Source organism: Pelomonas sp. V22, from assembly GCF_030014915.1.
In the GTDB taxonomy this organism is placed as follows: Bacteria; Pseudomonadota; Gammaproteobacteria; order Burkholderiales; family Burkholderiaceae_C; genus JAUASW01.
The window spans coordinates 309,578-327,708 of sequence record NZ_JAGIXS010000007.1 but is presented as its reverse complement, the minus strand read 5'-3'; the positions used below and the strand labels follow the sequence as shown (position 1 = coordinate 327,708).

The following is an 18,131-nucleotide window of genomic DNA, read 5'->3' as shown; positions in this document are numbered from 1 at the left end:
TCCCAAGCCGGCCCGCATCCCCTCGGGGGATCGACCGGCGTACTCGGCGGGCGAGGGGCTCCAATGAAAACGGTGCTCGTCACCGGGTCCAGCCGTGGCATAGGCCGTGCGATTGCGCTGCGCCTGGCCCGCGAGGGCTACGACCTGGTCCTGCATTGCCGCAAGGAGCGCGAACAGGCCGAGGCCGCCGCCGCCGAGATCCAGGACCTGGGCCGCACGGCCCGCGTGCTGCAGTTCGACGTGGCCGACCGCGAAGCCGCCGCCACCGCGCTGCTGGCCGACGTCGAGGCCCATGGCTGCTACTACGGCGTGGTCTGCAATGCCGGCATCGCCCGCGATGGCGCCTTCCCGGCGCTGACCGGTGAGGACTGGGACGCCGTGATCCACACCAACCTCGATGCCTTCTACAACGTGCTGCAGCCGCTGACCATGCCGCTGGTGCGGCGCAAGGCGCCGGGCCGCATCGTCACGCTGGCCTCGGTGTCGGGGATCATGGGCAACCGCGGCCAGGTCAACTACAGCGCGGCCAAGGCCGGCATCATCGGCGCAACCAAGGCGCTGGCGGTCGAACTGGCGAGCCGCAAGATCACCGTCAATTGCGTGGCGCCCGGCCTGATAGCGACCGACATGATCGAGCCCGAGCTCGTTGAAGAAGCGCTGAAGATCATCCCCGCCAAGCGCGTGGGCCAGCCCGAGGAAGTGGCGGCACTGGTGGCGTTTCTGATGAGCGAGGACGCGGCCTACATCACGCGTCAGGTGATCTCGGTGAACGGGGGGATGGTGGGATGAGTCGTCACAACAACGACAAGAGAGTCGTGATCACCGGCATCGGCGCGCTGTCGCCGCTGGGCCATGATGTCGAGACCATGCTGGACAGCCTGCACGCCGAGGCCAACAAGGTCCAGGTCATGCAGGACTGGGCCGACTACGAAGGCCTGAACACCCAGGTCGGCGTGCCTTGCGCACCGTTCGAGCTGCCGGCCGACCGCTACAACCGCAAGAGCATGCGCAGCATGGGCCGCGTGGCCCAGATGGCCACGCGCTCGGCCGAGCTGGCCTTGCAGCAGGCAGGCCTGATCGGCGACCCGCTGGTCACCAGCGGCAAGCTCGGCGTGAGCTTCGGCAGCTCCAGCGGCACGCCGAGCGCCGTTGGCGACTTCGGCCGCATGATGAGCGCCAAGAGCATCGAGGGCATCAACGCCAACACCTACGTGAAGATGATGTCGCACACGGCGACGGTCAACATCGCCGTGTTCTTCGGCATCACCGGCCGCATCATCACCACCAGCAGCGCCTGCACCTCGGGCAGCCAGGGCCTCGGCTATGCCTACGAGGCCGTGAAGAGTGGCAAGCAGATCGCCATGCTGGGCGGCGGCGCCGAGGAACTGGACCCGACGCAGGCCGCCGTGTTCGACACCTTGTTCGCCACCAGCACCAAGTACAACGGGCAGCCGCGCCTGACGCCCCGCCCCTTCGACGCCGAGCGCGACGGCCTGGTGCTGGGCGAAGGCGCCTGCACCTTCGTGCTGGAGGAGTACGAGCATGCCAAGGCACGCGGCGCCCACATGCTGGGCGAGATCGTCGGCTACGGCACCAACTGCGACGGCACGCACGTCACCCAGCCGCAGTCGGCCACCATGGCCGGCGCGATGCGCCTGGCGCTGGAGGATGCCGGCCTGCCGGCCTCGGCCATTCCCTACGTCAATGCCCACGGCACCTCGACCGACCAGGGCGACGTGGCCGAGAGCCAGGGCACGCAGTCAGTGTTCGGCAGCCAGGTCGCCATCTCCTCGCTGAAGAGCTACATGGGCCACACGCTGGGCGCCTGCGGCGCGCTGGAGGCCTGGATGACCCTCGAGATGATGAAGGCTGGCTGGTTCGCGCCCACGCTGAACCTGCGCAGCGTCGACCCGCGCTGCGGCGAGCTGGACTATGTGCTGGCCGGCGGCCGGCGGCTCGAGACCGAGTACGCGATGAGCAATAACTTCGCGTTCGGCGGTATCAATACTTCGCTGATACTGCGTCGCCTGTGACACCGCCGCGCACGCCTTCATTCACGCAACAAAGGAGGACCTCCATGACATCCAAGAGCCGCTTCAAGACCGCATTGGCCGCCCTGGCGCTGGGCCTGACGCTGGGCACGGCCCAAGCCCGCGACGAGCCCATGTGGAACCCCGAGCGTGTCAGCCTGCAGACGCAGGCCAACGTCACCCAGGACAACCTGCGTGCCGCCATCATCCGCGGCGGCACACGCCGCAACTGGACGGTGCTAAAGGAAGCTGCCGGCGAGGTCCAGCTGAAGCAGAGCCGCAACGGCAAGCATGAAGCAACGGTGAAGGTCTCTTACGATGCCACCGGCTACCAGCTCAGCTACGCGGACAGCTTCAACCTGAACTACGACGCGGGCCGCCAGCGCATCCACCCGACCTACAACTTCTGGCTGCGCAACCTGAGCGCCGACCTGGCCAGCGAAGTCAGCCTGCTCGGGCTGAACAAGTAATCAGACACAAGCGAAAAGGAAGCGATATGAAGATGACCCGACTCGTCGCCCTGGCCCTGGCCGCCGCCTTCAGCGCCGGCGCCCAGGCGCGCGACACCGTGCTGCACATCCCGCTGGCCGACGTGCTGGCCATGCCGGAAGCCCAGGGCAAGCTCGACCCCGGCGTGAAGTTCTATCTCGCCGGCCAGAGCACACCCAAGGTGCTGAAGCGCTTCTCGACCGACGTCAGCAACCCCAAGACCAATGGCGTCGGCAAGAGCGACGAGTTCGGCTGCAAGTGGGCCGCCCTCACTGCACTGATCCGCCTGCAGGAATCGGCCAAGCGCGAAGGCGGCAATGCCGTGGTCGACATCGTCAGCTACTACAAGAAGGTCGAGTACAAGAGTGCCACCGACTTCGAGTGCCATGCAGGCGCCATCATCATCGGCGTGGCGCTCAAGGGCACCTACGCCAAGGTGGCGGACTGAGCCACGCCGGCCCGCCCTCGGTCAGCGCCCCGGGCTGATGAGGCCATGAGCTGGGCGTGCATCACCCCGCTGGCGGAGGTCTTGTCGGCCTGCCCGGAGCCGGCCACCTGGTTCAGCCCCGCCGAGCAGGCGCGCTGGACGAGCTTCGCGGCTGATCGTCGGCGCCAGCAGTTCATGGCGGGGCGCTGGCTCGCACGCCTGCTGCTGGCCCGGGTGCGGGGCGGCCAGCCTGGCGATCATCCACTGACCCAGCTTGAAGACGGGCGCTGCCTGGCGCCGCCGCCCTGGCAGCTGTCCATCAGCCACAGCGACGGCTGGGTGGGCGTGGCCATCGCCGACGGCGGTCGGCTCGGCCTGGACCTGCAGCTCGAGTCGAGCACACGGGACTGGTCGGCCCTCGCCGCCTTTGCGGGCTTGCAACCCTGCCCCGATGCCGCCTGCTTCTACCGGCACTGGACCCTGGCCGAGGCCTGGCTGAAGGCCCATGCCGAGCGCATAGCCAGCCTCACGGAATTGCGCGGCCTGCGCTGGCAGGCTGCTGCAACAGGGCCGGCCTGGCAGGGCCGGGTGGCCGAACTGCACTGGGCCCTGGTGGGCAGCGCGGCACCCTGCTGGGTCACCGACCTGCTGCCGGGCAGCCTGCAGCCGCAGGCCGCTGAGTGCTGGTCGCCGCTCAGCGCGGCTTGACCGCCACCACGTTGAGCAGCGTTTCCTCGCGCACTGCGGGCACGCCGAAACCCAGCCATTCCAGCGCACCGAGGTCCTTGCGGCTCCACCACAGATAGGGCGTGCTGATCTGCTCCGGCTTCATCTCGAAGCCGGCCTGGCGCAGCATCTCCAGGAACTCCGGCGCACTGCGCTGCACATGCATGGGATGGCGGAACAGCAGCCGGATGATCCAGCTGTGGATGTAGGCGCGGGTGCTTTCGGCCAACAGCAGGCGGCCACCGGGTTTGAGCACGCGAAAGACCTCGGCCAGCGCGCCGGCCTGGTCGACGATGTGGTGCAGCGTCTGGTGGCACAGCACCAGGTCCACCGAGGCGTCGGGCAGCGGGATGCGCTCGGCCGGCGCATGGTGCAGCGTGACCGGCACGCCGGCCGCCTGGCGCATCGCATCGCAGCGTTCGCTGAAATCGGGCTCGGGATCGAGGGCATGGATCTGACTCGGGCGGAAGCGCTCGGCCAATTCCGGCAGCGAATGACCCTGGCCCGTACCTATGTCGAGCACGACGCCGCCTTTCACGAGCTCCGGCAACTCGGGTGCCAGTCGTTGCAGGTCGTTGAGCGCGCGCTGCAGCACATGCACGCGCCAGGTCGCCGTCGACAAAAACCACAGCCCGAAGCGGGTCTCGGGAACAAAGGAGTGCGCCGGGGTCGTGGCCGCAGGGATCGGAGATGGGTTCATGGCGTGGCTGTCGCTGAGGGCTCGCTCGTCGAGCGGTCGCGATGATAAGGGCAGGAATGACCGGCATGGCCCCAAGGCGCGTCAGCGCCCGGCGCCCCAGTCGATCTGCCCGCGCGCCAGCCGCAGCAGCAGCCGGTGACCGATCTTGAAGTTCCAGTTGAAGCTGGTCTGCAGCACGACGACGGCCATGCGGCTTTCGCGCTGCACGCCCACATAGGCCGTGTGCCCGACCGCCATGCCGACCTGGTTGGTGATGGGCAGGCCATCGAACTCATCGGTGACCCAGGCGATGCCTGGGGCATCGAGCGGCTGCGGACGGCGCACGCGCAGGTTGTCGGCCAGCAGAGCACGCAAGGGGCCAGGCGATGGCCCCTGCCGCGTGTCGGCCTCGCCATCCAGGTGGGCGACAGCAAAATCCAGCAGGTCGGCTGCCGTGGAGTACAGCGCGGCCGAGCCCTGCATGGCTGGCGGGAAGCGCCAGTCGCCGACGGGCCGGCCCCGTGGCATGAAGAAGGGCTGGTCCCCGGCATGGCCCTGGGCGCGATGGGCGCGGCCGGGGTCGAAGCCGGTGTGGCTCAACTGCAGCGGCCCCAGCACTTGCTCGGTCAGCAACTCACCCAGCGGGCGCCCGGTGCGGGCCTCGATGGCCAGGCCTATCAGCGCGTAGCCGATGTTGGAATAGGCGGGCTCCGGGTCGGCCGAGGGCTTGAAGTCGAGCATGAAGCGCCGCAGGCCCTCTTCGTCGAGCACGCTGTAGAAGTTGCTGCCCTTGAACGTGAACTGGAACAGCCCCTTCAGCAGGCTCAGGTCATTGGGCTGGCGCGGCAGGCCGGCGCTGTGCGTGGCCAGTTGCTGCAGGGTCAGCCTGGCGGCCTGCGGCGTGGTCTGCAGCCCGGGCAGGAGCTCGGCCAGCGGCTCGTCCCAGCGCAGGCGGCCCTCGTCGACCAGCACGGCCAGCAGCGCGCCGACAAAGCCCTTGGTCAGCGAGCCAATGGGGAAGCGTGTGTCTGCGCTGAGCGGATCGCCATTGGTCTCGCCCCGGCCATAGCTGAAGAACTGGCGGCGCCCGTCTGGTGTGGCCACGCCGACGATCAGGCCGGGCGTCTCATGCGCCTTCAGCACCGGCTGCACCAGGCGCTCGACGCCGGCGCGCAGCGACTCGTGCGGCGGCGCGGTCTCGGCCGGATCGGCGGCCTGGCGGGTCATGTGGCCGCAAGCGGCCAGCAGCAGCAGCGGCAGGCACAGCAGCAGGGGCCGCTTCACGGCTTCATCCTCAAGAGCGAATGCCAGAAGCCCGGAATGCGCTGGACCGGCTGGCCGACGGCCACGGTGCGGGCCAGCGCCACGGCCTCGATGTCATCACCCTGGCCGTAGAAGGGCTGCTCCGACACCCTCAGGCCTTGCTGGCGCGCGCTCTTGACGAGGATCTGCAGGTACTCGGCCAGGTGTTCGGCGGTGAAGGGATTGGGGTCGTGGAAGGTCACGACCACGGGGATCACCCCCTGCACCAGCGGCAGCTCGCCGGCCAGCACGCGGGGCCGCAGCAAATCCATCTGGTAGTCCATGTGCTGACGGCGGCGCGGGCTGCCATAAGGCGGGATCAGCTTGCCGTCGTTGGCCGTGACGTCGGTCAGCAAGGCACGCAGGCCGAATTCGGCGTAGACGGACAGCGTGCGGTCGTCATAGGCCCACATCGGCGGCCGCACGAGGCGCGGCTGGCTGCCCAGCTCGGCATGATCGGCCAGGCCCAGTTGCAGCGAGGAGCGCAGCACGCCGCTTTCCATGCCCAGGTGGTTGGAATGCCCGGGCGAGGCGGTGTGGAACCCCAGCACCTGGCCCTGTGCCAGCCCGCGCCGGATCAGCTCGCGGCCCTGCGGCGTGCCACCGCCCTTGCTGGCTCGCGTCTGCACAAAAAAGATGGCCTTGATGCCGGGCTGCACCGGGTTGCTGCCCAGCGTGCGCAGCACCTGCTCGGTGGGGTTGCGCTTGCTGGCGATGCTGGGGCCGTCGTCGAAGGTCAGCAAGAAGCGCAGCGGCGGGCCGGCGGGCTCGGGCGCTGGCCGTGGCACCGAGCGGCATCCCTCCAGGGCGACAAGGATCAGCAGGACGAGGGCGCACCGAACGGTGAGGCTGGCAAGACGGTGGGGCACGGCAGGGGGACGGCAGGAACGGCCGCGCATTCTAGGAGAGCTTGGCACAGCGCCATCGCTGCCATCGGCGTTGCGCGGCACAGGGCAGAATCGGCCCACTTTCAGGAGGTCTGTGGATGTCAGCAAAGATCAATCGCCTGCTCAGCCGGGCCGGTCTCGGTCGCATGTCGACCGGCGAGTACCAGGCCAATCTCAATGGCTTGAACATGTTCTTCGGCGCGGTGCTGGGCTTCGTGCTCGCAGGCACCGAACGGCTGAACGCCTTGCAGTTCGGCATGCTGTTGCTGTCGCTGGCCAGCATCGTGATCACGGTGCTCTACATTTCTTCGAGCCGGAACAAGCTGACCTACGCCCTGCTGGCCCTGTTCTATGCCGCCACCCTGCCCGAGTTGATGGACCTGATGCTGCGCAGCAAGGACGTCGTGCCCGACAAGGTGCGGCCTACCTTGCTGGTCTGGATCCTGATGACCGTGCTGGTGGAGCTATGGGCCAGGGACAAGGATGCCGACAAGCCGGCCTGAGCCGGCCCGCGGCCGCTCAGTTCAGCGGCCGCGTACCGCGACAGCCGGGATAGCAGCTGCACCCCAGGAACGAGGCGCCAGCCGTCGCACCCTTGCGTGCGGTTCTGCGGACCATGCCGCTGCCACAGACGGGGCAGGACGGCTCGTCGACCTGGGCCTCGAAGGAATCGATCCCAGGTGCTGGTGCTGGCGCTGATGCCGTTGCTGGGGCCGCTGGCGCTGCTGATGCTTGAGACGATGACGATGACGATGACGGCGCTGGCACCGCACGGCCTGCAACGGCCTTCGACTGCTGCACTTCCTCGATCATGCGGCGCAGCCTTTGCCCATCCAGCAACTGCAGATTGGTTCCGGCAGCGAAGGCCCGCGCGTCGCTGGTGAAGCGCCCCGAGGTCACCACGAAGCCACCGGCCGCGCCGCGCGAGGCCATCACGCCGTACAGCTCGCGCACCACTTCCACGCCGACCTTGTAGGCCTTCCATTGCTTGCACTGCACGAGGAACTTCTCGCGACCCTTGGTGAGCACCAGGTCCACCCCGCCGTCAGGCGCCGAGCCGCCCTGCTCCTGCACGCTGAATCCGCGCAGCCGGAAGGCCTCACCGACCAGGCGCTCGAAGTCGCGCCAGGACAGGCCATCGAGGGCGCTGGCATCCTGCGCAGCGGCAGCGTCCTCGAGCAGGGCCCGGCGCTGCTGGCGCCGCCACGCGGACAGGGCCGCGCCGGTCAGGCAAAGCGCCGGCAGGAGGTACTGGGCAAGCATCGCAAACGGCTGCAGCATCGCACGCGCCACGTTGACGCCAGGCGCTGGCCCACCCGGGGCCGTGAGCGGCACACCGGAGTTCGCCAGCCCGTGCAGCCACAGGTAGCTGACGACGGCCAGGACCACCCCCATCCACCAGGGCAGCCACGCCACGATTGACAGCAGGTCGTCAAGCAGGCCTGCGCTTTTCCTACGCCCCATGAGTCTCTCCCCTTGCATGCAGCACGGCAGCGCCTTGGGTCTATTGCCGGCTGATGGATCGTCTTGACGTCCTTCAGCCTAACCACTCAAGTCGCCGTCGCACGCTCGTGGAATCCCTGAGGCCGGCCCCCTGCGCAAGCGACAAGGCCCGACCTTTCGGGCCGGGCCTTGCTGAGCAGACCGAGGGAGCGGGGGAGCGATCAGCTCGCCGGCATGCCCTTGGTGTAGCTGGCCATGGCGTCGTCCTGGCAGTTCTCGCCAGCGACGGCGGCCTTCAGAATGCTGCGGCTCTTGGCCATGATGGCGGCGCGCTCCATGGGCTGCCTTCGGGAGGTTCGGCACGACACGAGTGATGCACTGTGCACGCTGGCAGCCGGCGGCTACAAGGCCCGTGAACCTTTTTCCCGATTCGCCGACTACCGTTGGTATTGGGGAGCTTTCATGAAAACAATTGTCGCCATGGCCCTGTTCGGGCTGCTACTGGGTGTCGCCGCTGCCGCGCCGCAGGCCCGGCTGACCGACGTGCGCGAGGAGACGCTCGTCGCCCGCGACGGCAGCCTGTTGAGACTGACCCACGGGCGGGTTCGCGTGCCCGAAAGCAGGGAGCGGCCCGGCGGTCCGTTCATCGACCTGGCCGTCGTGAGGATCAACCTAGGTACCGCGCAAACAGGCCACGCGCATGTGCTGCTGGCGGGCGGGCCTGGCGATTCAGGCGTGCGGGTCGCGCTGGACCTGGCGACGCAAGGCGGTGCGATGCTGAAGGAGGTCCTGGATGGGGATCTGATAGGCATAGACCAGCGCGGCACGGGTGGTTCCGTGCCCAACCTTTCCACGACGGTGCGCTACGAGTTGCCGCTGGATCAGCCCGCCTCCGAGACCAGTTGGCTGTCGCTGGCTGAACGGGCCAGCCGCGCGGTGGCCGCCCAGATGCACGAGCGCGGCATTGATCTGCAGGCCTACAACACCGAGGAAAGCGCCGACGATATGGACGCTGTCCGCCAGGCCCTGGGCGAAGAGCGATGGACCCTGTGGGGGCGCAGCTACGGCAGCCACTTGGCGCTGGCCACGGCGCGCCGGCATCCGCAGCACGTGGATCGCATGGTCCTCGTCAGCCCAGAAGGGCCGGACCACACCTGGAAGCTGCCTTCCTTGACGGACGCGGCATTGCAGCGCATTGCCGAGCGCGCCGGGGCCCCCGAGGTGACGGCGCAGCTGCGTGAGGCCACGGCCCGCCTCGCGCGTGCAGCCGTGCACTTGGACGTGCCAGACCCAGCCAGCGGGCGCACCGTGGGCCTGGTGCTGGGCGCACTGGACCTGCAGTGGCTGATCGCCCAGGTCATCGGCGATCCACGCGCCATCGCCACGCTCCCTGCGGCTGCGCGTGAGATGGCCGCAGGTGATTTCCGACGCATCGGCCCACTGGCCCTGAGGTTGCGGCGCCAGGCGGGAGTAGGCTCGGCGATGAAGCACATGATGGACCTCAGCTCGAATGCCAGCGCCGCGCGACTCGCTCGCATCGCGCAGGAGGCGGCAGGCGCGGTACTGGGGGACGCGATGAACTTCCCCGATCGCCACCTGCACGCGGCCTGGCAGGCGCAAGCAGTGGGCGAGGCATTCCGCCAGCCGGTCACGGTACCCGTACCCACGCTGCTGCTGGTGGGAGACCTGGACGCGCGCACGCCCTTGGAAAACGCCCGCGAGATCGCGGCGGCGCTGCCGCGAGCGCATCTGGTCGTCGTGGAGAACGCAGCTCACCAGTTCGACCTTTTCGGGCCGCCGGAGCTGCGCAGGCTGCTCGGACGCTTCGTGCGAGGCATCGGCGATTTGCCCGCGCAGGTCACACTGCCCCCCCTGCGCTTTCAGGGCCAGCCCCGGAACGACCATGAGCCCCACCCATAAGCCCGCCCATGATCCGCTGGCTGATGAATGGCTGGTGGTGCGCTGCCAGCTGGGCGAACGCCCCGCCTTCGACGAGCTCATTGCCCGCTGGCAGCTGCCGCTGTGGCGCTATGCCAGGCAGTTGGCCGGCAGCGACGTCGCCGCAGACGACGTAAGCCAGGAGGTCTGGCTGCGCGCTCTGCGCGGCATCGCGCGGCTGCGCGACGGCGCCAAGCTCAGGCCGTGGCTGTTCGGCATTGCGCATCGCGTACTGATGGACCGGCTGCGCGAGCAGTTCAGGCTGCCGCTGGTGTCCGAGGGCGACATCGACCTGGAGGCCATGCCTGCCGTTGACGACGACACGCCGGATGTCGAGTCCGAGCTGGCCGCTCTGCGCGACGGCCTGGCCCGCCTGCCCACGCTGGAGTGCGAGGTGCTTACGCTTTTCTACCTGCGGGAGCTGTCGCTGGATGAGGTGGCGCAGGTGCTCGCCGTGCCGCTGGGTACGGTGAAGTCGCGCCTGTACCGCGCGCGCCGCCTGCTCAGGCGCCAGCTGGGCCTCGAAGGAGAAAGAGGATGAACACGACCGCTGTTTCCGAGCTGCTCGATAGGGAGCTGCAGACACGCTCTCGCGCAGGCCATGTGCTGCTGCTGATGATGGCGTCCGCGATGTCTGCCGTAGCAGGCTCGCTGTGGCTCACCGAACCGGCATTGCCAACCCGAACTGCGGTGGCCTTCGCCGTGCTGACCTGCATGGGCCTGTGCTGGGCGGCCTACGCCGCCTGGGTGCTCCGGTCACGCCGCGTGCTGCTGGGCTTGCACCGGGTCGTGGCCGCACGCATGGCTGCGCTGTTCAGCGCCGTGGCGCTTGCAGGTGCGCTGGCCGTGGGCCTGCTGGCCGGCGTGCCGGCAGCATGGCCCGCAGCAGTAGTATTTGCCGCGATGCTGACGCTGGCCGTCGCCGTGCTGGTGCGAGCACAGCGCCACTACGCGCAGCTGTGTCAGCGGCGCGCTGAACTGGCGCGACGGTTCAGGCCTCCGAGACCAGGGTGAGCAGTGGCCGCTCGCGGCTCAGCTTGGCCCCAGGTCAGACCAACTCACTCAACCCAGGATTCGGCATGCAACACATCATTGGACGGCTCCTTGTGCTCAGCCTTCTTCTTGCTGCAGCATCAACTTACGGACAAGGTCAGGCATCAGCGAGAACGGATTCACTTTCGCCGCAGCAGGACTTGTCCGAGTTCGAAGGGCTGTACCGCTACCGCGACGGTGGCCGTCTGGTCATGGTTGCAGGGGGCGGGCGCCTGGTCGCCCTCATCGGGGAGGCCAAGTACCCGCTGCGCGCGGTCGCCACGGATACCTTCACGAACCCAAGCGGCGATGAGCTCCCCTTCATGCGCAACTCCGCAGGCGAAGTCGTCGGGTTCAAGGAGCACGGTGAAATTTTCGCTCGGCTCTCCACGGGCGTTGGGGCCGAGACGCGGCAGTTGCTCGTGCCCCGTCCGCCGGGTCCGGACGGACGCCCACAGCGCTATCGCTGCACACAACCGCCTGAGCTAGCGGACGGGATTCGGGTCGCCGAGATGGGGCCGGGGACGCTGCCCCGCAACGCCGCTGAGATAGTCGTGAACGGCGTGCTCGACGGCAGCTATCCAGACATCCGCGCTATCGCGGTCCACCACAAGGGCGCGCTGGTGCTCGAGGAGTATTTCTACGGCTATGAGCGCGCCCGGCCGCACCAAATGCGTTCGCTCACGAAGAGCGTCATCTCCTTGCTTGCCGGCGCGGCAGTCGACCGCGGTCTGCTGAGAGCTGACGAGCCGGTCGTCTCAAGGCTGGGCTATGCCTCGATCGCGAGCCCCGATCCTCGCAAGGGGCGAATCACACTCACCGACTTGCTGAGCAATCAGTCGGGGCTCGCCTGTGACGACCATGACGGTGCATCGCCTGGCAATGAAGTCAAGCTCTATGAAGCCGCCGACTGGCCCAAGGCCTTTGTCGACCTGCCAATGCTCGCCGAGCCGGGGACCACCGGACGGTATTGCTCCTTCGGCTTCATCACTGCGGGGCGGATCATTGAACTGGCCGCAGGGAAACCACTCGCACAGTTCGCCCAGGAGGTGCTCTTCGGCCCAATGGATATCGCGCGCACCCAATGGCGCTGGACGTTCGTGCTCGATCGCAGCCAACGGAACGAGTTCGGGCAGATCCATCTGCGACCGCGAGACATGCTCAAGCTTGGCCTGCTCATCCAGCAGCGTGGGGCATGGCAAGCTCGCCGCATCATCTCCGAGTCGTGGATCGATGCCACAGTCGCAATGCAATCGCGCGTGGATGACAGCGGCTATGGGCTCGGAATCTGGCATCGCTGGTATGGCGTCCCGACCGCGAAAGGGACCCAGCGGGTGGAGACGATCATGCTCTCGGGGAATGGCGGACAGAAGGTCTACATCGTGCCCGCTCTCGAACTGGTCGTCGTCTTCACGGGCGGCTCCTTCAACCGCGAGTCGCCCGCAAACAGAATCATCGCGCGCGTCTTGCTACCGGCCCTGCTGGATGCCGAGGCGGCAACTGCAAGATCTGCGCATCACTGACCGACGCGATGCCTATGTCTCAAAGCTTAGGCGTCACGTTCACACAAGGACCTACCCATGCGCGTTCCTGGCTTCGCATCCCTCACCGCCACAGCACTCGTCGCGCGCGGCGCGACATCGGTTTCAGCGCAAAACGCCGCACGGGGCGGCGCTCTCTTCCATGAACTAGCCCGCATGGAGACTGAACTGTTCGACGCAGCGTTCGTTGCCTGCAGCGCTGATCGATTCCGCGCAGTCTTTACCGAGGACGCAGAGCCTGAAGAGGCCAAGTTCGTGCATCTCTGGAAGCACGAGGGCGGGTGTGGCGTCTCGCCCGAGTCTTGAGCTCTGATCGTCGGCAATCAAAACAAGAACAGAAAACCAACCGAGCCTGCGCGCGGCGACGCCAACCAGTCGCTCGAGCCGACGCACGCCGCCATGCCTCCGTCCGCGGCTCAGCTTCAACGTCAGGCGTCGTTTCACATCGCCAGCACGCCCTTGATGTAGCTGGCCATGGCGTCGTCCTGGCAGTTCGTGAAGAACAGCTCCTGGAACTTCTCGCCGGCGACGGCGGCCTTCAGCAGGTCCTGGTCGACGCTCTTCAGCACGGTCAGCATGTCCTTGCAGCTGGCGGCCTTCAGGTCCTTCAGGATGCCGCGGTTCTTGGCCATGATGGCGGCGCGCTCCTTGGGGTAGCCGGCGCCGCGCTCGTTCTCGAGCAGCTTGCGGTAGCAGTCCTGCAGGTTCAGCTCGGCGGCCCAGCCGAAGCCCTTGGCGTAAGGCATGGACATGCAGTTGCCGTCGTTGATCTGGCCGAACAGGAAGGCGTCGGTCGGGTCGATCACCAGGCCGCAGAACACGCCGGGCATGGAGTTGCAGGCCAGCATGGAGCCCATGCCGGTGCCGCAGCCGGTGACGACGAAGTCGGCGGCCTTGGAGTTCAGCAGGATGCCCGCCAGCAGGCCGTTCATCACATAGGTGAGCGAGGCCTTGTCTTCGGGCGTGTACATGCCGTAGTGGTGGACGGCGTGGCCCAGCGGCTCGGCCACGGTCTTCAGGGCATTGAAGACGATGTCGGACTTGGCGGCTTGGCTGTTCTCGATGATGAGCGCGATCTTCATGGCTTGGCTTTCGGAGGTCTTGACGGTGGGACGGCTGAATTCTGCCCGGGAAACGGCCAAAACCCTACATTTCGAACCGCCGTTTCAAAAAAAAGAATCGAAATGAGCGATTTCTGTCAGCCCGGCCTCAGGTCGGGCCGGGCGCTGTCTCCGCCTCCTCGGCCGCGCGTGCCACGACCTCGGTCTCGTTCCACAGCTCGATCAGGCGCTTGTGCTGATGGTCGGCCGAGTGCCCGAGCACGCTCAGGCTGGCCGGTTGCAGTGGGAAATGCTGGCCGGCGCTGATGTGCAGGCCCAGCCAGCGGGCCGCCAGCGCCGAGCCCAGGTGGCCGTGGCAGAACAGCGCGACATTGCCGTGCATGGAGATCAGGTGGGTGATCAGGCGGTCAACCCGGGCCGACAGCTCGGACGGCGATTCCCCGTGCGGGCAGCCGTCCTGCCAGATGTTCCAGTTCGGCCGCTCCTTGCGGATCTCGGCCAGGCGCCGGCCCTCGTAGTCGCCGTAGTTCCATTCGGCCAGCTTCTGCTCGGTCTCGCTGCCCGAGGCCAGCTCCGCGAGCTCGCAGGTCCGCTGCGCGCGCAGCCGGGGGCTGACCAGCACATGGCTGAACTCCACCTCGATCAGGCGCCAGGCCAGCGCCCGCGCTTGCGCCTCGCCGTGGGCCGTCAACGGCGGGTCGCTGCTGCCCGTGTGCTTGCCTTCCAGCGACCAGGCGGTCTCGCCATGGCGGATGAGGTAGATCGTGGGCAATGCGTTCAAGCGGCCTCCTGGTGCAGGATGGCCGGGCGCGCCGCCCGGCCGGGCCATTGTGTGCTGCCCTGCGCTGCCATGCGCCCCGACCAAACCCTCAGGCCGTGGTTCCAGCTGGAGCAGGGATCGAAGGCAGGCGCTCGAGATGCCGGACCGTCACGGCATATTGAGCACAGCCGTTGCCACCAGGCCGACCGCGCCGGCAACTCCGTCGACCACCTCGCCCACGGTCTCGGCCACCTCGTGCCCGAGCTCGCAGCCAGCATCGGCCACCGCATGGACGGCGCCCTGCACCGCATCCTCCACCGCCGTGAGGCCGCGCTCCACCGAGGCCTGCAGCTGGGTCAGGGCCTCGCTGCTGAACTCGCAGGTGGCGGAGGCGGCATCGCCCACCGCCTGGGCGGCGCCCATCACGCCGGCCACCACCGGGCCGAAGGCCTTGGCGTTTCGGTCGTAGCTGCCGATCAGGGTGCGCGGGTCTATATGAGCATTGGCCATGGGGGCGATTCGGGTCACGGCGATCCTCTCGTCAGTGCGTTGAAGAAGCCTCCATGCTAGGAATCCGCCAATGAGAAGAGGGCGGAATAACCGCCCTCTTCCTCATTCATCGTGCGCCGCCGTGACGCTGGCGTCTCAGGCCATCACCTGGGATGAGATCGCATGAGATGGCCGCTTCATCAGCGCTCCTTGCGCAGCGAGCCGATCAGTTGGTTGTCCGCACCGAGCACGAAGACGCTATAGACCGAGTTGGCGTTCACCGGCAGTTCCTCGATCGTGTAGATCGCCGTGGCCGAGCTCGGCGTGGTGACGCTCAGGAGCGAGCTGGTGCTGTAGGCCACCGTGTAGTTGCCGGACGAACTGCCGGCCTGGACATTGCTGGCCAGCGAGCTGTAGTTCAGCGACAGGTTGACCTTGAGGTCGCTCGTCGTGGCGGCCGCATTGATCAGGCGGATCTTGGCCGTGCTGCTGTTGGTGGGCAGGCGGTTGTCGTCGGTCAGCACGGTCAGGCTGGGCGCGGTCGGGTCGCCCCAGACCATCAGCGTGTAGTCGCCGCCGGCCTTGAAGCTCGGATTGCTGCTGTTGAGCGTGCGGCCGGCGGCCTGCACCGTCAGCGCCCCCGTACCGGCGGTGACCAGGTGGTAGTCGCCCACCGTGGGGCCGGTCGAGAGGCCCATCAGGCTGGTGCCGTCCAGCGCCGCGCCCACCTTCACGCCGGGCACACCGGTGACCACGCGCACCCGCGCCTGCGTCGCCCGGTACGGGGTGATGGCGCCGCCCTGGATCAGGTGCTGGCCATGCACCAGCAAGCCGCCCTCGGTGGCCGTGACGATCAGCGTCGAGACGCCGGCCGAAGCCAGGGTGACGCTGGGCAGGTCCAGGCGCACATCGCTGCGGTCGCCGGCACCGGTGACGCGGATGCGGTAGGTGCCGCTGTTGATCTTGGTGTAGCTGCTGGTACCGCCGCCACCAATGCTGGAGGCCATGGCCGAGGCGTTGTCCAGGCTGTCCTCGTTCAGCGTCACGTAGACGTCCAGCGAGCCGGCGTCAGGTGCCAGGTTCATGAACAGCAGCTTGTGCTTGCCGGCATCGGGCGCCTCTTCCTCCTCCTCGATGATCGAGGTCTTGAGACCGCCCGACCAGCCGTAGGCGATCAGCGTGTACTTGCTGGATTCCTTCAGCGAAGGCGTCAGCGTGGCCACGGCCGTGCCCACGCCGGAGCTGAGGATGGACATCGAGGTGTCGCTGGTGTTCACGTCCGCATACGCGCCAAGCACGCCCAGCGTGAGGCCGGTGCTGACGGTGGTGTCGTCGACGCTGAGATCCAGGCTGCTGTAGCCATTGCTGACGTTGAGCAGGCGCAGCTTGGCGGACTTGCTGTCCGAGCCGCCGCCGCAGCCACCGAGGATCGCGGCCGCCAGCAGCGCGAATGAAAGAAGAAGGGATCGGAACAGGGAGTTGCTTGTCATGGGTCGTTTCGTCGTCGAAAAGGCAGAGGGGCCCCGCCATTGCAGTGGCGCGAGGTGTCGCGGATCCGCGTGTTTGATGACGCCGTGTGACATGCCGTCTGCGGGCATCACACGGCGTCACAGTTCTTTGCCGGCGCTCTCAGCAGGCCGGCTCGCGGCGGTTGGGCACGAACATGTAGCCGCGGCCGCGCAGCGTCTGGATGTAGCGAGGCATGGCCGGGTCGGGCTCGACCAGCTTGCGCAGCCGCATCACGCCGGCATCGACCGCGCGCAGCGTGACCCGGTCCTTGCGGTCATGCGAGGCCGCCAGCAGGCGCTCGCGCGATACCGCCACGCCGGGGTTGGCGCTCAGCTCAGCCAGCAGCGCGTACTCCACGGTGTTGAGCACGCGCACCTCACCGTCGCGGTGCAGGCTGCGCTCGGCCGGGAAGAACATGTACTCGCCAATGCGCACCGAGGCACTGCCCACCTGGGGCGAGCCCAGCAGCACCGCCGTGCGGCGCAGCACCGCATGGATGCGGGCCAGCAGCTCGCGTGGCGAGAAGGGCTTGGCCAGGTAGTCGTCGGCGCCCATCTCCAGGCCGAGCACGCGGTCGACCTCGTCATTGCGCCCGGTCAGCAGGATCACCGGCAGGCGGTCGCCCTCCACGCGCAGGCGCTGGCAGGCCTCCAGGCCCGAGCGGCCCGGCAGGCCCACGTCCATCAGCAGCAGGTCGGGTCGCAGCCGGGGCAGGCGCTGCATCATCTCCTCGGCACTGGCCATGGCGCTGACCGCCAGCCCCTGGGCCGAGAGGTAGGACGCCACCAGGTCGCGGACCTCGGCATCGTCCTCGACGACGTAGATGTGGAAGGGGCGCTCGGTCACCAAGCCCGGGCCCGGTTTGAAGGCCATGCGCGTGGCCGGACCGCTGACGGCCTGGCCCATCATGGCCGCCTCCCGGCGCAGTGGACGATCAGGCCGCCCGGCGGGGGCGGAAGCGAGGCAGAGGGGGGTGGGGAGCAGGGTCGCATGGCAGCTTCGGTAGGAAGCTGGATGCTAGGAAGCGAGCCCACCGGGCTCGTCGTCACTTCGTAAAGCAGGGTAAACCTGGGTCACGGTGGCTGACATGCCGTGGCGCAGCCCAGGCACCCGCATTCGCGGGATGCAGGTGCGACAGCGATTGACCACAATCCGCCCGCCCGAGGGCGGGCCCCCAAGCGGGTCGACATCAACAACAATTCGGAGAACCCATGAAAAAAATGATCTGTGCTGGCCTCATCGCCCTGCTGCCTGGCCTGGCCCTGGCTTATCCCCTGCAGCTGCAATACTCGATCACCAATCTCGACGCAGGCCAGTACCGCTACGACTTCAAGCTCTCGGTGGATGGCACTGACGGCAGCTGGAAGCCGGGCCAGCAATTCGACTGGATCGTCTTCGGCGACCGCCAGGGCTCCTACGGCGCGCCCTCCGGCTTTTGCCCCGTGGACTGCTGGACCAGCAAGATCATTCCGAACATCACCGGCCTCGACGAGGGATTCACCGGGAACGTATCGGGCGGCGGCCACCAGGGCCCGATGCTCAGCTATGGTCCCAGCGGCCCGGTTCTGCCGGGTTGGCAGCCCGCCGACGCGGGTGCATTCACGGACTGGAGCTACCTCAGCGATATCTACCTGCCTCAAGGCCAGCTCTATTTTTCAGCCCTGGTGCGGTCCGACTGGACCATTCCTGACGGCTTCTACCTGGCGCAGCAGGTCGGCGCCAAGGTGCCCGAGCCCTCATCCATCGCACTGGCCGGGCTCGCCCTTTCCAGCCTGATCCTGCAGCGCCGCCGCCGCCGCTGATCTCGCACCGCAGGGG

The 18,131-nt window shown here is 67.7% G+C and carries 21 protein-coding genes; 12 read left to right on the top strand and 9 right to left on the bottom strand.

What is annotated here, in order from left to right; genetic code table 11:
• Positions 1–63: 63 nt before the first annotated feature.
• The 5 genes from J7U46_RS20755 to J7U46_RS20735 are packed head-to-tail and all read left to right on the top strand — an operon-like array spanning position 64 to position 3,654.
• Positions 64–789, top strand: coding sequence for a 3-ketoacyl-ACP reductase FabG2 (locus J7U46_RS20755; protein WP_282829112.1), 726 nt, complete (start codon positions 64–66; stop codon positions 787–789).
• Positions 786–2,033 carry a beta-ketoacyl-ACP synthase gene (locus J7U46_RS20750; protein ID WP_282829110.1) on the top strand — a complete coding sequence of 416 codons (1,248 nt, stop codon included), beginning with the start codon at positions 786–788 and terminating at the stop codon, positions 2,031–2,033. Before J7U46_RS20755 ends, J7U46_RS20750 begins: the two co-directional genes overlap by 4 nt.
• Before the next feature lie 44 nt (positions 2,034–2,077).
• On the top strand, positions 2,078–2,500 hold the full coding sequence (locus J7U46_RS20745) for a hypothetical protein (protein ID WP_282829108.1): 423 nt from the start codon (positions 2,078–2,080) through the stop codon (positions 2,498–2,500).
• Between the two features lie 26 nt (positions 2,501–2,526).
• Positions 2,527–2,967, top strand: coding sequence for an excinuclease ATPase subunit (locus tag J7U46_RS20740; RefSeq protein ID WP_282829107.1), 441 nt, complete (start codon positions 2,527–2,529; stop codon positions 2,965–2,967).
• Positions 2,968–3,012: 45 nt separating this feature from the next.
• The gene (locus J7U46_RS20735) at positions 3,013–3,654 is read left to right on the top strand and encodes a hypothetical protein (protein WP_282829106.1); all 642 of its coding nucleotides are present in this window, start codon (positions 3,013–3,015) and stop codon (positions 3,652–3,654) included.
• On the opposite strand, the gene J7U46_RS20730 is transcribed toward J7U46_RS20735, so the two are convergent.
• The 3 genes from J7U46_RS20730 to J7U46_RS20720 form a co-directional block, all read right to left on the bottom strand.
• The gene (locus J7U46_RS20730) at positions 3,641–4,372 is read right to left on the bottom strand and encodes a class I SAM-dependent methyltransferase (RefSeq protein WP_282829105.1); all 732 of its coding nucleotides are present in this window, start codon (positions 4,370–4,372) and stop codon (positions 3,641–3,643) included. The genes J7U46_RS20735 and J7U46_RS20730 overlap by 14 nt on opposite strands.
• Before the next feature lie 81 nt (positions 4,373–4,453).
• Positions 4,454–5,635, bottom strand: coding sequence for a serine hydrolase domain-containing protein (locus tag J7U46_RS20725; protein ID WP_282829104.1), 1,182 nt, complete (start codon positions 5,633–5,635; stop codon positions 4,454–4,456).
• A complete protein-coding gene (locus J7U46_RS20720) occupies positions 5,632–6,522 on the bottom strand; it encodes a polysaccharide deacetylase family protein (RefSeq protein WP_282829103.1) in 891 nt (296 codons plus the stop codon). Before J7U46_RS20720 ends, J7U46_RS20725 begins: the two co-directional genes overlap by 4 nt.
• 116 nt (positions 6,523–6,638) lie before the next feature.
• Here J7U46_RS20720 and J7U46_RS20715 point away from each other — a divergent pair, with 116 nt between their 5' ends.
• On the top strand, positions 6,639–7,043 hold the full coding sequence (locus J7U46_RS20715) for a hypothetical protein (protein ID WP_282829102.1): 405 nt from the start codon (positions 6,639–6,641) through the stop codon (positions 7,041–7,043).
• A 16-nt stretch (positions 7,044–7,059) separates the two neighbouring features.
• On the opposite strand, the gene J7U46_RS20710 is transcribed toward J7U46_RS20715, so the two are convergent.
• Positions 7,060–8,004, bottom strand: a complete 945-nt coding sequence (locus J7U46_RS20710; RefSeq protein ID WP_282829100.1) for a restriction endonuclease — start codon at positions 8,002–8,004, stop codon at positions 7,060–7,062.
• 441 nt (positions 8,005–8,445) lie between these two features.
• Here J7U46_RS20710 and J7U46_RS20705 point away from each other — a divergent pair, with 441 nt between their 5' ends.
• The 5 genes from J7U46_RS20705 to J7U46_RS20685 all read left to right on the top strand — a co-directional run bounded on the left by J7U46_RS20705 (position 8,446) and on the right by J7U46_RS20685 (position 12,800).
• Positions 8,446–9,903 (top strand): alpha/beta hydrolase, encoded by a 1,458-nt coding sequence (locus J7U46_RS20705; protein WP_282829099.1) that lies wholly within the window; start codon positions 8,446–8,448, stop codon positions 9,901–9,903.
• Positions 9,887–10,462 (top strand): sigma-70 family RNA polymerase sigma factor, encoded by a 576-nt coding sequence (locus J7U46_RS20700; protein WP_282829098.1) that lies wholly within the window; start codon positions 9,887–9,889, stop codon positions 10,460–10,462. The genes J7U46_RS20705 and J7U46_RS20700 overlap by 17 nt, the downstream gene beginning before the upstream one ends.
• Positions 10,459–10,935 carry a hypothetical protein gene (locus J7U46_RS20695; protein WP_282829097.1) on the top strand — a complete coding sequence of 159 codons (477 nt, stop codon included), beginning with the start codon at positions 10,459–10,461 and terminating at the stop codon, positions 10,933–10,935. The genes J7U46_RS20700 and J7U46_RS20695 overlap by 4 nt, the downstream gene beginning before the upstream one ends.
• 65 nt (positions 10,936–11,000) lie before the next feature.
• Entirely contained in the window at positions 11,001–12,476 is a 1,476-nt protein-coding gene (locus J7U46_RS20690; RefSeq protein WP_282829096.1) for a serine hydrolase, read from the top strand.
• A 57-nt stretch (positions 12,477–12,533) separates the two neighbouring features.
• Positions 12,534–12,800 (top strand): hypothetical protein, encoded by a 267-nt coding sequence (locus tag J7U46_RS20685; RefSeq protein ID WP_282829095.1) that lies wholly within the window; start codon positions 12,534–12,536, stop codon positions 12,798–12,800.
• Between the two features lie 134 nt (positions 12,801–12,934).
• Here the strand turns inward: J7U46_RS20685 and J7U46_RS20680 are convergent, their stop codons facing one another.
• The 5 genes from J7U46_RS20680 to J7U46_RS20660 all read right to left on the bottom strand — a co-directional run bounded on the left by J7U46_RS20680 (position 12,935) and on the right by J7U46_RS20660 (position 17,222).
• Positions 12,935–13,576 (bottom strand): RpiB/LacA/LacB family sugar-phosphate isomerase, encoded by a 642-nt coding sequence (locus J7U46_RS20680; RefSeq protein WP_282829094.1) that lies wholly within the window; start codon positions 13,574–13,576, stop codon positions 12,935–12,937.
• A 127-nt stretch (positions 13,577–13,703) separates the two neighbouring features.
• Positions 13,704–14,336 carry a histidine phosphatase family protein gene (locus tag J7U46_RS20675; RefSeq protein WP_282829093.1) on the bottom strand — a complete coding sequence of 211 codons (633 nt, stop codon included), beginning with the start codon at positions 14,334–14,336 and terminating at the stop codon, positions 13,704–13,706.
• Positions 14,337–14,483: 147 nt separating this feature from the next.
• Complete coding sequence (locus J7U46_RS20670; protein WP_282829092.1) at positions 14,484–14,843, bottom strand: hypothetical protein; 360 nt, start codon at positions 14,841–14,843, stop codon at positions 14,484–14,486.
• Between the two features lie 161 nt (positions 14,844–15,004).
• Entirely contained in the window at positions 15,005–16,294 is a 1,290-nt protein-coding gene (locus J7U46_RS20665; protein WP_282829090.1) for a DUF4397 domain-containing protein, read from the bottom strand.
• Positions 16,295–16,433: 139 nt separating this feature from the next.
• On the bottom strand, positions 16,434–17,222 hold the full coding sequence (locus tag J7U46_RS20660; RefSeq protein WP_282829089.1) for a response regulator: 789 nt from the start codon (positions 17,220–17,222) through the stop codon (positions 16,434–16,436).
• Positions 17,223–17,524: 302 nt separating this feature from the next.
• On the opposite strand from J7U46_RS20660, the gene J7U46_RS20655 reads away from it, so the two are divergent.
• On the top strand, positions 17,525–18,115 hold the full coding sequence (locus tag J7U46_RS20655; RefSeq protein WP_282829088.1) for a PEP-CTERM sorting domain-containing protein: 591 nt from the start codon (positions 17,525–17,527) through the stop codon (positions 18,113–18,115).
• Positions 18,116–18,131 lie beyond the last annotated feature (16 nt).